9 protein-coding genes and 1 pseudogene are annotated in these 14,030 nt (G+C 72.7%); 4 read left to right on the top strand and 6 right to left on the bottom strand.

Going from position 1 to position 14,030, the window contains the following annotated elements; translation table 11 throughout:
* The first annotated feature begins 101 nt into the window (after positions 1–101).
* Positions 102–1,337 carry a DMT family transporter gene (locus ABZ923_RS24425; protein ID WP_361475383.1) on the top strand — a complete coding sequence of 412 codons (1,236 nt, stop codon included), beginning with the start codon at positions 102–104 and terminating at the stop codon, positions 1,335–1,337.
* On the opposite strand, the gene ABZ923_RS24420 is transcribed toward ABZ923_RS24425, so the two are convergent.
* Positions 1,327–2,511 (bottom strand): transglycosylase family protein, encoded by a 1,185-nt coding sequence (locus ABZ923_RS24420; protein ID WP_361475381.1) that lies wholly within the window; start codon positions 2,509–2,511, stop codon positions 1,327–1,329. The genes ABZ923_RS24425 and ABZ923_RS24420 overlap by 11 nt on opposite strands.
* A 272-nt stretch (positions 2,512–2,783) precedes the next feature.
* Between ABZ923_RS24420 and gndA the strand changes: the two genes are divergently transcribed.
* Positions 2,784–4,223, top strand: coding sequence for an NADP-dependent phosphogluconate dehydrogenase (gene gndA / locus ABZ923_RS24415; RefSeq protein WP_361475379.1), 1,440 nt, complete (start codon positions 2,784–2,786; stop codon positions 4,221–4,223).
* A 1,116-nt stretch (positions 4,224–5,339) separates the two neighbouring features.
* Here gndA and ABZ923_RS24410 read toward each other — a convergent pair.
* The 3 genes from ABZ923_RS24410 to ABZ923_RS24400 all read right to left on the bottom strand — a co-directional run bounded on the left by ABZ923_RS24410 (position 5,340) and on the right by ABZ923_RS24400 (position 7,227).
* The gene (locus ABZ923_RS24410; protein ID WP_361475377.1) at positions 5,340–5,684 is read right to left on the bottom strand and encodes a GNAT family N-acetyltransferase; all 345 of its coding nucleotides are present in this window, start codon (positions 5,682–5,684) and stop codon (positions 5,340–5,342) included.
* 39 nt (positions 5,685–5,723) lie between these two features.
* Positions 5,724–6,143, bottom strand: a complete 420-nt coding sequence (gene panD, locus ABZ923_RS24405) for an aspartate 1-decarboxylase (protein WP_361475375.1) — start codon at positions 6,141–6,143, stop codon at positions 5,724–5,726.
* Between the two features lie 514 nt (positions 6,144–6,657).
* Positions 6,658–7,227 carry a TetR family transcriptional regulator gene (locus tag ABZ923_RS24400; RefSeq protein WP_361475373.1) on the bottom strand — a complete coding sequence of 190 codons (570 nt, stop codon included), beginning with the start codon at positions 7,225–7,227 and terminating at the stop codon, positions 6,658–6,660.
* 151 nt (positions 7,228–7,378) lie between these two features.
* On the opposite strand from ABZ923_RS24400, the gene ABZ923_RS24395 reads away from it, so the two are divergent.
* Positions 7,379–9,595 (top strand): MMPL family transporter, encoded by a 2,217-nt coding sequence (locus ABZ923_RS24395; protein ID WP_361475371.1) that lies wholly within the window; start codon positions 7,379–7,381, stop codon positions 9,593–9,595.
* A 700-nt stretch (positions 9,596–10,295) separates the two neighbouring features.
* Here the strand turns inward: ABZ923_RS24395 and ABZ923_RS24390 are convergent.
* Together ABZ923_RS24390 and ABZ923_RS24385 are read right to left on the bottom strand one after the other, a co-directional pair.
* On the bottom strand, positions 10,296–10,646 hold the full coding sequence (locus tag ABZ923_RS24390) for a zinc-binding dehydrogenase (protein WP_361475369.1): 351 nt from the start codon (positions 10,644–10,646) through the stop codon (positions 10,296–10,298).
* A gap of 58 nt (positions 10,647–10,704) precedes the next feature.
* Positions 10,705–11,306 (bottom strand): annotated as a pseudogene (locus tag ABZ923_RS24385) (TetR/AcrR family transcriptional regulator).
* Between the two features lie 266 nt (positions 11,307–11,572).
* Here ABZ923_RS24385 and ABZ923_RS24380 point away from each other — a divergent pair.
* The gene (locus ABZ923_RS24380; protein ID WP_361475367.1) at positions 11,573–13,741 is read left to right on the top strand and encodes a SpoIIE family protein phosphatase; all 2,169 of its coding nucleotides are present in this window, start codon (positions 11,573–11,575) and stop codon (positions 13,739–13,741) included.
* The last annotated feature ends 289 nt before the right edge of the window (positions 13,742–14,030 follow it).

Here is a 14,030-nt window from a genome sequence, read left to right as displayed (position 1 = left end):
CGACGACGGGAGGGGGCGCGGGCGGGCAGAGTGTGGGCCATGGAAGCCGACCGCACGCCGCGCCGCAGCGAGCACGCCCGGGGCACGCAGAGGAGACACCGATGAGCGCCCTGGCGTTGGCCGTGCTCCTGTCGGTCGTCTCCGCCCTCGCGTACGCGGGCGGCGCGATCGTGCAGGAGCAGGTCGCGGTGTCCTCCCCCGGCGGCGGGTACCTCCCGCTGCGCCGGCCCAGCTGGTGGGGCGCGCTGGGGCTCAACGGCCTCGGCGGCGTGCTGCACGTGGTGGCGCTGGCCTGCGGTCCGCTCAGCCTGGTCCAGCCGCTCGGCGCGCTGACCATCGTCTTCGCGCTGCCCATGGCGGCCCTGTGCGTCGGCCGCCGGGCCGGCGCGACCGCCTGGCGCGGTGCCCTCATGGCCACGGTGGGCCTCGCCGGCCTTCTATCCCTGGTCGGTTCCTCCGCCGCGCACTCCCTCGCCCCGGCCCAGCGGCTGGCGGTCGCGCTGGTCACCGGCGGGGCGGTGGCGGCGCTGCTGTGCGCCGGCCTGGCTGCGCACCGGCACCCCGCGGTGCGCAGCGTGCTGCTCGCCACCGCCTCCGGCATCGCCTTCGGCATGTCGTCGGTGTTCACCAAGACCGTGGCGGTCGACTGGACCCACGGCATCGGTCCGGGCGCCCTGGCCCCGCTGGCCGTGATCGGCCTGTTCACCATGGCCGGCGTCCTGCTGTCCCAGGCCGCCTACCGGGGCGGCGGCCTCGCCGCCCCGCTGGCCACCCTGACGGTGGTCAACCCGGTGCTGGCCGCCGCGGTCGGCATCCTCATGTTCGGCGAGACGTTCCGCTACGACACCACGGGCACCGCGCTCGCCCTGGGCTGCGCGGTGCTGGCGGCGGGCGGGCTGATCATGCTGACGACGGAGCGGATGGAGCGCGCGGCGGCCACCGCCGAGGCAGCACCCGCCGTTCTTCCCCCGGCGGCCGCGCGGGCGCGCCCCGAAGTGCCGCGGCAGCGCGGGGCCACGGACACCGGAACGGACCCGGCCGCCCCCGCCCGAGCCGCCGGGACCACCGGAGCCGCCGGAGCCGTCGGAGCCGTCGGAGCCGTCGGAGCCGTCGGAGCCGTCGGAGCCGTCGGGACCACCGTGACCGGCGCCGTACCGGACGGACCTGCGCCGGGCGGGCTGCTGGTGCCGGGCGCGCCCGGGAACGGCGCGGACCCCGACGGCGCCGGACCGCCGGCCGACGGCGCGCTCCCCCCGTCGTACACCGCGCCGCCGCCCCAGGGTGTCCCCGTGCCGCTGCCGGTCCTGGACCTGCAGCGCAGCCGCGTTAGATCCTGACGCCGCCGGCCCGCAGGTAGGCGAGCGGGTCGATGTCCGAGCCGAACGCCGGCCCCGTCCGCACCTCGAAGTGCAGGTGCGGCCCCGTGACGTTCCCGGTGCTACCGGAACGGCCGATGCGCTGGCCGGCGGTGACGGTCTGGCCGACCCGCACGGAGATGGCCGACAGGTGGGCGTACTGGGTGTAGCGGCCGTCGGCGTGCCGGAGCACCACCTGGTAGCCGTACGAGCCGCCCCAGCCCGCGGCCACGACCCGCCCGGCCGCCGCCGCCTTCACGGAGGTGCCGGTCGGCACCAGGAAGTCGACGCCGGTGTGGTAGCCCTTCGACCAGTGCGAGCCCGCCACGTGGTAGCCGGTGCCGACGGACGCGGTCACCGGGGCGACGAGCGCGTGCCGGGCCGGGGGCGTCGTGCGGTGCGTGGTCGGGTGCTCCGAAGGCGTCTTCTTCTTCGGGGCCTTGGGGGGCGCCGGGCGGGTGGCGGTGCCGTTCAGGCTGAGCCGCTGCCCCGGCACGATCAGGTCCGGATCGGCGCCGATGGTGGCGCGGTTGCCCGCGTACAGCGCGTGCCAGCCGCCCGGCACGCGGTGGTCGCCGGCGATGCCGGAGAGGGTGTCGCCGTGCACCACCGTGTACATCTCGGCGCGGCCCGCCCGGGACTGCGGGGTGATCTGCGGCTGCACGTCCTTGACGGAGCTGGAGTGCGCGGAGCCGGAGTGCGGGGAGCCGGTCTTGGCCGAGCCGGTCTTCGCGGGGCGCGCGGAGCCGGCCTCGGTGTGCGTGTCGGGGGCGGCCCCGCCCCGGGTGAGCCCGGCCCGTAACGAGCACACCGGCCAGGCGCCCGGCCCCTGTCCGTCCAGGACCCTCTCGGCAACGGCGATCTGCTCGGCCCGGGTGGCCTGGTCGGCGCGCGGCGCGTACCGGGCGCCGCCGTAGGCGTCCCAGGTGGACTGGGTGAACTGCAGCCCGCCGTAGTAGCCGTTGCCGGTGTTGATGCTCCAGTTGCCGCTGGACTCGCAGGCGGCGACCTTGTTCCAGGTGGCCGCGTCGGCGGCGTGCGCGGTGCCGGTGGCGACCAGCGGGAGCGCCAGGCCGGCGCCGCCGGCCGTGACGGTGAGTGAGGCGCGGTTGATCCTGTTCGGCTGGTACCGGCGGTGCCGGCCGCGTGCGGCCATGTCCGAAATCCCCTCGGCATGCGTCAGGAGCGGCAAAAGTAAGCGCCACGAACAGGCCATGACAAGACAGGAAATCGGCCTCCCCCGCGGCCCAAGTGGCCGGGAACGGCCCCTGCTTGATCGGAGGGGCCGGTGAGTGAGGCGGAAGGCCTCCCCGGCGCGTACACATGCGTGGCGGGTCGGATGTGCGCTCGCCGAAGCGGCACGTCAGGATGGGCGAGGACCCGTACTGACGGAGCCGTAGTACACGAGGCAACCAGGGAGCAGGCGGTATGAGCACTTCAGCGCAGATCGGTGTCACGGGCCTCGCGGTCATGGGCCGCAACCTCGCCCGGAACTTCGCGCGCAACGGCTACACGGTCGCCGTGCACAACCGTACGGTGTCGCGGACGAAGGCGCTGGTGGAGGAGTTCGGGCACGAGGGCGACTTCGTCGGGGCCGAGACCGCCGAGGAGTTCGTGGCGGCCCTGGAGCGCCCGCGCCGCCTGGTCGTCATGGTCAAGGCGGGCGAGCCCACGGACGCGGTGATCGAGGAGTTCGCCCCGCTGCTGGAGCCCGGCGACATGATCATCGACGGCGGCAACGCGCACTTCGCGGACACCCGGCGGCGCGAACGGGAGCTGCGCGAGCGGGGCATCCACTTCGTCGGCACGGGCATCTCCGGCGGCGAGGAGGGCGCGCTGCACGGCCCGAGCATCATGCCGGGCGGCTCGAAGGAGTCGTACGAGTCGCTGGGCCCGATGCTGGAGAAGATCTCCGCGAAGGCCGCCGACGGCGCGCCGTGCGTGACGCACGTCGGTCCCGACGGTGCCGGGCACTTCGTGAAGATGGTCCACAACGGCATCGAGTACGCCGACATGCAGCTGATCGGCGAGGCGTACCAGCTGCTGCGCGATGTCGCCGGGTACTCCCCCGCGCAGATCGCGGACATCTTCCGCACCTGGAACACCGGCCGGCTCGACTCGTACCTGATCGAGATCACCGCCGAGGTGCTGTCCCACGTGGACGAGGTCACCAGCAAGCCGTTCGTGGACGTGGTGGTGGACCAGGCCGAGCAGAAGGGCACCGGCCGCTGGACGGTGCAGATCGCGCTGGACCTGGGCGTGCCGGTGTCCGGCATCGCCGAGGCGGTCTTCGCCCGCTCCCTGTCGGGCCACGCGGCCCTGCGGAACGCCTCCCGGGGCCTGGCCGGGCCGAAGGCGTCACCGCTGGGCGAGGCGGAGGCGGCGGCCTTCGCCGACCGGGTCGAGCAGGCGCTGTACGCGTCCAAGATCGTGTCGTACACCCAGGGCTTCCACGAGATCGCGGCCGGCAGCGAGGAGTACGGCTGGGACATCGACCTCGGTGCGGTCTCCGCGATCTGGCGGGGCGGCTGCATCATCCGGGCCGCGTTCCTCGACCGCATCCGCGCCGCGTACGACGCCCGGGCCGACCTGCCGAGCCTGCTGTCCGACGAGACCTTCGCCCGGGAGATCGCCGAGGCGCAGGACGACTGGCGCGAGGTGCTGATCGCCGCGACCCGGCAGGGCGTGCCGACGCCCGGCTTCGCGGCGGCCCTGGCGTACTACGACGCACTGCGGGCCGAGCGGCTGCCGGCGGCGCTGACGCAGGGCCAGCGGGACTTCTTCGGCGCGCACACCTACCGCCGGGTGGACCGGGACGGCTCGTTCCACACGCTGTGGGGCGGGGACCGGTCGGAGGTGTCCGCGTAGGGGCGAGGCCGGCGTCCCGGGGCGCGGGTGCGTGTGGCGTGCGCCGAGCACACCACTGCCTGCGCCCCTTGGCGTTGCGTCGGGATGGGTACGGCTCTTGCGGGCGCGGCCCGGTGCTCTTTCACGCGGGGGGGCGGGCTAGGCGCGTCCCCGTGGGCGCAGTGGGATCGGTTCCGGGTCGGGTTACGGCTCTCCTGGCTCGGGTCGCGGTCTCAGGTGAGGGGCGCGGTCCGGGTCCGAGTCGGATACGGCTCCGGTCTCAGGCAAGGCCGAGCCCGGCCCCGGTCGGATACGACTCCCCTGGCACGGCCCGCGGTCTCAAGCGAGGGCCGAACTCGGGTCCCGGTCGCATACGACTCTCCTGGCGCGAGCCGCGGTCTCAGGCGAAGGCCCAGCCCGGCTCCCGGACGGATCTGGCTCCCCTGGCGCGGCCCGCGGTCTCAGGTGAGCGGCGGGCCCGGTTCCGGGTTGGGGACGGGCTCGGGGCCCGGTGGGATCGGGGAAGGAGACGGCTCCGGGGGGCCCGGGTGGGGCGGGGCCGGAGGGGGGGTCGGGTCGGGGCCCGGCGCGGGCGGGGTGGGCTGCGGAGCCGGCTCCGGCGGCGGGACCGGGCTGGGGTACGGATCCGGCGGGGTCGGTGTCGGGCCCGGACCCGGCGTCGGGCCCGGCGGGACCGGATCGGGGTGCGGGTTGGTCATGATGTCCTCCGGGCAGTCACGGCACGTCGCCTCTGGACTACTCCCCCGCCTACCCTTCGCCCGCCCGACCACTCACCCGAGGGCAGCACCGAACGGGTCCAGCCGGGTGGCCGACGAACACTCGGGGACCGGCAGACCGACGCGGGCGGGGGCACAGCCTGTTGCCCCCGGTCGCGAGCACGCCCGCACCGGTCGGCGAAGCCGCCTCCGCGAGACCGCCGACTCCCCCTCCGAACCGGTCCGGCTGGGCCCGCAGCCAGCCCCGCGCGGCCACCGACCAGCCCGGCATCGACCGACGGGGCCGCCCCGGCGCCCAGCCGGCCGCTCGGAAACGGCACGGCTGGGCCCGCAGACAATCCCCTGCGGCCGCCAACCAGCCCGGATCAGCCAACCGGCCGCCCCGAAGACCGTCAGCCGCTCAGAAGCGGTCCGGGTGGGCGCGCAGCCAGGTCTTCGCGGCCGACAGGAGGGCCGGATCGGCCGGTGGGGCCAGCTCGGGGTGACGTTCGGCCCACTTCACGACGTACGGGCACAGGGGCGCCACCGGGACGCCCTCGCGCTCGGCGAGGGCGTACAGCTCGCGGGCGAGCGAACCGGCGATGCCCTTCCCCTCGTGGGCGGGCTCGACGATCGTGTGGACGGGGACCAGGGCGCGGGCGGGCGTGTCCAGCACGAAGTACTCGACGCGGCCGACGACTTCACCGTCGCCGACGGCCTCCAGGCGGCCCGCCGCCCGGTCGTCGCGGATCTCTGTCTCGCTCATGGGCACGCACGCTCCTGGTCCTCGGTCCCGGTCCGCCGGTCAGGCCCCCACGGCCTGCGGGCTGCGCTGCTGGTCCGAACCGGGTACCGGCTCGGACGGGTCGGCGCCGAGGGACACGATCCGGTTGTCGGCGTCGACGTGCACGACCCGGGGGCGCAGCGCGCGCGCTTCCTCGTCGGTGACCTGCGCGTAACTGATGATGATCACGAGGTCCCCCGGCTGCACCAGATGGGCCGCGGCACCGTTGATCCCGATGACCCCGGACCCCCGCTCCCCCTCGATGGTGTACGTCTCCAGCCGGGCCCCGTTCGTCACGTCGACGATGTGGACCAGTTCCCCGGGCAGCAGGTCGGCCGCGTCGAGCAGGTCGGCGTCGATGGTCACCGATCCCACGTAGTGCAGGTCGGCCTGGGTGACGGTGGCACGGTGGATCTTGGACTTGAACATGGTGCGCAGCATGTTGGACTCCTGGAAGACGGCTCCCTGCCAGCTTTCTGCAGGTCAAGGGCGGCATCACTCTACAACTGGCACGCGCCTGACTCGAAGATTGTGAGGAACCTCGCTTCACTCGGGCGAGCAGGCTCCCTACCTGGGCTTCCGCGCGAACCAGGACGGTTGTGAAAGCGCCGACCACGCACCCTGCTCGGACAGTCTTCGCGGAATGCGCAGGACCGATGCCGACGAAACGCTGACTTGACTGACGAAACGTCAGGGATCTGAAAGACGCAGGCGGGTCACTTTCCAGGAGCAACCGAGGAGGCAATGCCGTACAAGACGAAGTATTCGCCGCCGACGCCACTCCAGGTCTGGCCAGGTTGCGCGAAGCGGGGCGACGGGCGCCAAGCCGCCCCTCCAGCGGTTCAGGCCGGTCGGGCCAGGAGCCGTACTGCCACAGCGGGTTCAAGGATGTCAGCGAAGCTGCGCTCAGCGTCATGCAGCTGAAGAGGCGTGGCCATAGCCGCCGTGTGCCCTGTCAGGCCGGCTGCAGGGAGGCGGCTGCCGCACGGATGAAGGCCATGGCGGTCTCCAGATCACCGGGCTCGGATCGGTGCATCAGTTCACCGATGACACTCGCCACCGTGGCGGCGAGGATGCGGGGGGCGAAATCGTCGGGTCGCCGGCCCTGCTCTTCGGCGAGGAGTCGGGCGCCGTCCTGGATGACATCGGCCAGGCGGCCCCCGCAGAGGCCCTTGAGCTGCGGGTTGGCTTGCAGCATGCGGTCATGGAGCTCATCGAACTCGTCCCGCGCTTCCGCCTGCTGACGGAGCCACTGTTCCACGGTGTCGAGGATGCCTTGCCCTTCCGGTCGCGTGTGCAGCCTCCCGGCGAGCCCGTCGATGAACGCGTTGAAGTGCGCCATCGCCAGTTCGAGCTTGGACGGGAAGTACAGCGTGACCGTGCGCGGCGACACCTCTGCCGCCTCGGCGATGTCGGCGATGCTCGTGGCGTCGAATCCCCGCTCGGCGAACAGTTCGTAGGCCGCGGTGAGGATCGCTTCCCTGCGCCGCGCCTTGCCGCGTTCCCTGAGACTGCCACCCGTCATGCCCCGAGCTTACCATCGGCAGCTAATTTACCATCGGCTGTAAAATTGCGTTAGAGTGCAATCCGCGGAGCATCGCTGTGGCGGCCTGCCGCCGAGCTCCCCTCCTCCCGTCTCCCCTTGACTGCGGTCCCGACCGGTTAGGAATGCATCGATGGCCTCACGCCTGTATGCCTGGGCGCAATGGGCGGTTCGCCGCCGCCGGCGGGTGATCTCCGTCTGGATCCTCCTGCTCGCTGTCGTCGGCGGCCTGGGAGTGTCCCTGCACGGCAAGACGTCGACGGAGTTCACGGTCCCCGGGGTCGAGTCACAGCGGGCACAGGATCTGCTGAAGGAGAGGTTCCCGCCGGCGGCCGGCGGTGTCGTACGGATCGTGGTCGCCGCGCCGGAGGGGGCGACCATCACCGGCCCGGCGCAGCAGCAGGTCCTCGGCGGCGCCCTGCGCAAGGCCGCCCAGGTGCCCGGCGTCGTCGCCGTCTCCCAGCCCGCCTCCAGTGGAGCGGTCTCGGCCGACAGGACCATCGCGTACTCCGATGTGCGTTTCGAGCAGGAGGCCGCGAACGTCCCGCAATCCGCCAAGGACGCGCTGTCAAGCGTGATGCGGCCCGTACAGAAGGCGGGAATGCAGGTCGAATTCGGCGGCTCGGCCATGAATCCGCAGACCAAGGCGGGCGGCCCAGCCGAGCTGGCCGGCGTCGTCATCGCCTTCGCGATCCTCGCCGTCGCCCTCGGCTCCCTCGTCGCGGCCGGGCTGCCGCTGGTGACCGCGCTGGTGGGCGTGGCCGTCGGCGTGCTCGGCACGATGTTCGTCTCCCGCTTCGTGACGATGACCGGTACAGCGACCACGCTTGCTCTGATGATCGGCCTCGCGGTCGGTATCGACTACGCGCTGTTCGTCATCTCACGCCATCGCGAACAGCTCGACGACCCGGAAACCGGCTGGGAGGAGTCGATCGCACGGGCCACCGCAACGGCCGGCAGCGCGGTCGTCTTCGCCGGAGCCACCGTGGTGATCGCGCTGGCCGCGCTGTTCATCACTGGTATTCCGTTCCTCACTGTCATGGGACTGGCCGGCGCCGCAACCGTGCTGATCGCCGTTCTGGTCGCCATCAGCCTGCTGCCCGCCGTGCTCGGCGTGTTCGGCGAGCGCATGCGCCCACGCCGGCGCGAGCGGACGGGCAAGCGCCCGGATCGCACTCCCGGCGCGTGGGGACTGGCCTGGGCGCGTACGGTCACCCGCGCCCCGGCCGCCGTGCTGCTCGTCAGCGTCGTGGGTCTGCTGGCGATCGCCCTGCCCGCCCGGGACCTGCGCCTCGGCCTGCCCAGCTACGCCTCCCAGCCCGACACGAGCACGCAGCACCGCAGCTACGACCTGCTCACGAAAGGCTTCGGCCCCGGCTTCAACGCCACCCTCATCACTGTGGTCGACACCCATGACATCCCCAAGGACCGGCGTCAGGCCACGGTGACGCAGCTGCGCGGTGCTCTGGTCGCCGACAAGGACGTGACCGCCGTCTCGCCTCCGGTGTCCAGCCCCTCCAGCGACCTCACGCTCATGGCCGTCGTGCCGAAGTCCAGTCCGGACGCCCAGGCCACGACCGACCTGGTGCACCGCCTGCGCGAGAACGCCTCGACGGTCGCCCACGCGGGCGGCACCCTCTACGTCACCGGGCAGACCGCCATGGCCATCGACGTCGCCGGTAAACTCGCCGACGCTCTGCCCCTGTTCATCGCCGTCATCGTCATCCTGGCGCTGATCCTGCTGACCATCGCCTTCCGGTCGGTGCTGGTGCCGCTCAAGGCCGCGCTCGGCTTCCTGCTCTCGGTCGGCGCGAGCTTGGGCGCCTCGGTCTGGGTCTTCCAGCAGGGTCATGTGAACGGCCTGCTGAGCGTGGCCGCCATCGGCCCGATCCCGAGCTTCCTCCCGATCCTGCTGATCGGTGTGCTCTTCGGGCTCGCCATGGACTACGAGGTCTTCCTCGTCAGCCGGATGCGCGAACATCACGAGCACACCGGGGATCCGGCCGAGGCGATCGTCCAGGGCATCTCCCGCAGCGCGCGCGTGGTCCTGGCCGCCGCGCTGATCATGGTCGCGGTCTTCGGCGGCTTCGTCTTCAACGAGGACCCGATCATCAAGTCCATCGGCTTCGCCCTCGCCTTCGGCGTGTTCGTCGACGCCTTCATCGTCCGCATGACGCTCGTGCCCGCCGTCATGGCCCTGCTCGGCCGGCACGCCTGGCGCATGCCCCGCCGGCTCGGCCGTCTGGTGCCGGACGTCGACATCGAAGGCGCCCGACTTCCTGCCCTCGCTCCTGCCGAGCCCGGCACGCCGGAAGACCAGGAGGACGGCAAGGCGGCCCTCCGGCTCTGAGCTCGTCCAAGGCACGGGGCGGACCCGTCGGCACCCTGGTGGGCGCGGACGGATCCGCCCCGTCGAGATCGCCCTGCGGCTCCGGCCACGCATGGACGAGCTGGTCGATCCCCTGGTCACGAGCATGCGCGAAGAGTCCCCGCTGTATGGGCCCACGACGACCTCACGGACCTGGCCGGATACGCCGCCACCGGCACATCGACACCGCGCTCCGCGCTGTCGACGGCTCATTCGATCCTTCCTGCGTCCAGGCTCGGGAGGCCGCCAGCGACTTCGCCACGCGTCTCGCCGAGCGCGGCGGGCAGATCGTCGAGCTCCTGCGGGCCTACCGGATCGGGCACGGCGCCGCCCTTCGGGGGTTCGGCCGGAGAGCGGACTCCCGAATCACCCTTCCGGAGCTGCGTGGCGCGGTGGCCGGGGCCCTGGGCGAGGGGTTCTTCGACTACGTCGGCCCCTCGTTGGAACCGCTCAGGAACCAGGGCCTCTCTTCCGGATCTTGCCGGGGTCGCGGGGTGGCGCGGTCGCTCGGGGCCGGCCTGATCCGGAAGAAAGGCCCTGGCCGGTGCAGGGGCCGAGCATCCGGCCGGCTGCGTCACCCGATCGCCGGCCGTGACCGCTATCAGGGAGACTGCGCTCTCCCGGGCCGAACACAGGTGGAGTCCGGCTCAGCCCGCCCGGTCACGGCCTTCTGCGCTGCGCTCTAGCTGTTCACCAGAAGGATCTTGCCGAGGTGCCCACCGGCCTCCATGACCCGGTGCGCCTCAGCGGCCTCGGCCATGGGCACGGTCCGGTCGATGACCAACTGCACGGCTCCGCTCTCGATCATCGGCCAGACGTGCTTCTGGACCTCGGTGACGGTGGCCGCCTTCTGCCCTTCGGATCGGGTACGCAAGGTGGTGCCGTGCACGGAGATGCGCTTCAACACCAGCTCGGCCAGGTTGAGGTTGCCCTCCAGGCCGTTCTGCAGGCCGATGACGACCAGGCGTCCGTCGGCGGCCAGGGACCTGATGTTGCGCTGGAGGTAGTCACCGCCGACGACATCGAGGATCACGTCGTACGGGCCGTACTCGGCGAAGCCTGCGCGCCGCCCCGTACCGATGGCACGCGACCTACCGGCCCCTCGTCCGTGGCAGCGCCGCAGGGGCGGTGAACAGTGCGTGCACGGCGGCGCGGACCTGGTCGGCAACCGCATCAGGGGTGGAGGCGTCGAGCTTGCCGTCGAGGTGCAGGAACGCCAAGCCATGAACAAGGGCCCACACCGTGGTCGACAGCGCCTCCGCGTCGACGCCGGGGAAGGCGCCACGGACGACACCGCGGACGTGTTCCGAGATCGCGGTGGTCGCGGCAACCCGTTCCTCGCTGTTCGGATCCCGGGCTCCGCGAACATCACCCGGAACAGTGCCGGTCGCTCAAGCGCGAAACGGACGTAGGCGACGGCTACCGCCGCGAGCTCATCGGGAGTCGTGGGTGAGGGGTGCGCCGCGGCCAGATGTGCGGCGAGCTCCTGGTAACCCTGCGCGGCGACCGCGGAGACGAGGGCGTCACGGTCCGCGTAGTGGCGGTAGGGAGCGGCCGCCGATACGCCGGCCCGCCGTGCCACCGCCCGCAGGGACAGCCCCGCGCCGCCGTCCTCCTCGAGCAGTTCCCGCGCGGCGCGCAGGCAGGCGGCGCGCAGATCGCCATGGTGGTAGGTGCCGCTTGCTGCCGACATGGCCCGACTCCCTCATGTCCACGTCGTCCGCGCCGCCACCTCAATGTGAACGCCGCACACAATGTAAGCGATCGAGACCGAGAGGAGAACGCGGGCCGGCGCCGGCCGGCGCCCGGACAAGGAGCCGGTCCCGGCGTCGTACTCGAGGAATTCGCACCGCTGGAGCCGTTCGACCGGCCCCAGCGGCTGGAGACCCGGCCTGCCGCCCGCTCCGGCCACTCCGCCCTGACAAGCGGGCGATCAGGTCTTTGGGATACGTTTCCTTCATGGAGAAGGACGTCTCCGACCTCCTTACCCGCCTGGCGCACGTACTGAGACCGCGCTCGGACCAGTGGGCCGGTCTCCTGATGGAGCACGCGCGCGGCGAGCTTCCCGAACTCTGGCAGCACGAGGACCTCGTTCAGCACGCGCTGAAGGAGACGGCCGACCACCTCATCGTCTTCCTCGACGCCTTGGAGGAAGGGCGCGACGTCACCGAGGCCAAGGTGCCTGCGACCTCCCTGGACTGCGCCCGGGGCTTCGCCGAAGCCGGCGTACCGCTCAGCACACTGCTCCGCATCTACCGGCTCGGGCACGCCAGCCTGCTCCAGTTGCTCCAGGAAGAGGCCACCCGGCTCACCGACGACCCGCGGCTCACCCATGCCGCGACCCTCCGGCTGATCGAGACCGGATTCGCGTACCTCGACCACAGCTCGGAGCAGGTGGTCGCCGCCTACCAGGAGGTGCGCGACCGGCGGGTGCAGCGCAGGCTGACGATCACCAACGAGGCCAGCAAGCGGATCGGGACCACCCTCGACACCACGCGCACCGCCGAGGAGCTGGCGGAGGTCGGCGCCGACGGCTTCGCCGACCTCGTCATCGTCGACCTCCTCGACTCCGTCCTCCAGGACTCCGGGCCGCCCCCGCCGGCGGATGCGCCGGTGCTGCGGCGCGTGGCCCAGCACTCCGTCCTGGGCGGCTGCCCCGACTCCCCTGTCGAGACGGGGCGACGGCACGTCCCCGCTCCGGATTCGGCGCCGGCGGAGGTGCTGGCCACCGGGCGGCCCCTCCTGCTGCAGGTCACGGCCTCGGCTGCACCGACGTGGCTCGCGCCGCCCGGTCCGCCCCGCTTCGACTTCCACTCGGTCCTGCTGCTGCCCTTGTACGCGCGAGGAACCACCCTGGGCCTGGCCCAGTTCGTCCGCCACCGCACCCCTACGCCATTCGACGACGAGGACCTCCTGCTGGCACAGGAGATCACCGCCAGAGCGGCGGTGAACATCGACAACGCCCGCCGGTACACCCGCGAGCACACCACCGCGCTCACGCTCCAGCGCAGTCTGCTGCCCCAGCGCCCGGTGGAGCAGTCCGCCGTCGAGGCCGCTGCCCGCTACCTCCCCAGCGGCTCACGAGCCGGCGTGGGTGGCGACTGGTACGACGTCATCCCCCTGTCCGGCGGGCGCGTCGCCCTCGTCGTGGGCGACGTCGTCGGGCGCGGACTGACCGCCGCCGCCACCATGGGCCGCCTGCGCACCGCCGTCCGCGCCTTCGCCGACATCGACCTGATGCCCGACGAACTGCTCACCCACCTCGACGACGTGGTCATCCGCCTCCAGAAGGAGGAGGCCCGCGAGGACGGCGAGATCAGCGCCACCTGCCTGTACGCGGTCTACGACCCTGCCGCCCGTCTCTGCTCCCTCGCCAGCGCCGGGCACGTACCGCCGGCCGTGGCGACCCCGGCGGCCGCCACCAAGACGCCCGGTGCCGCGCCGACGGGAGCGCAGGCCGCTGCTCTCCCGGCCCTGCCGATCGGCCCACCGCTGGGACTCGGCGGTCTCCCGTTCGAGACCACCCAGTGGGACCTGCCCGAGGGCAGCATGCTGGCCCTCTACACGGACGGCCTCGTCCAGAGCCGCACACGTGACGTGGACGCCTCACTGGCACTTCTGAACGACACCCTCAGGCAGGCATCGGAGTTCTCGATGTCGCCGGAAGAGGCCTGTGACCGACTGCTGACCACCGTGCTCCCGGTACGCCCCTCCGATGACGTGGCCCTGCTCGTGGCGCGCACCCAGGCCCTCGACCCCGGCCATGTCGCCACGCTCAGCCTCCCGTCGGACCCCGCCGCGGTCGCCGGAGCGCGTCGCTTCGCCGCCGACACGCTCGACTCGTGGGGGCTCGACGCGCTGTCCTTCGCCACGGAACTCATCGTCAGCGAACTGGTGACCAACGCGATCCGCTACGGCAAGCCGCCCGTCCACCTGCGGCTCGTCCTCGACTCGGCCCTGACCTGCGAAGTGTTCGACACCAACAGCACCGCGCCGCACATGCGCCGCGCCCGGACCTTCGACGAGGGCGGCCGCGGTCTGCTGCTCGTCGCCCAGGTCGCCGAGCGCTGGGGCACGCGGCACGACCGCGAGGGCAAGACCATCTGGAGCGAGCAGGCGCTTCCCTAGGCGGGACCCCCCGCCGACGCGCGCGTCTCGGCATCCGCCGCGTGCGGCCGAAGCCCAGGGTGCGCCGCCTGCCGCCGGCCGACGCCTTCCGCGGGTGCGGCTCCCGGTCATCGCCCCGGGTCGAAGCGGCCGTATGCCGCCGCGGGGGGGGCGGCGGGGGGGGGCGCGGGCGCCCCGGGGGGGGTGGGGTCCCCGGGGGTGCCCCCGCGGCGGCGGCGGGGGGCGGCCCGGCCGGGCCCCCCCCCCCCCCCCACGCCACCCGCCGAACCTCCGGACGCGGCGGACAGGC

This window comes from Streptomyces sp. NPDC046881, from assembly GCF_040645015.1.
GTDB lineage: Bacteria > Actinomycetota > Actinomycetes > Streptomycetales > Streptomycetaceae > Streptomyces.
This window is presented reverse-complemented; position numbering and strand designations above follow the sequence as displayed.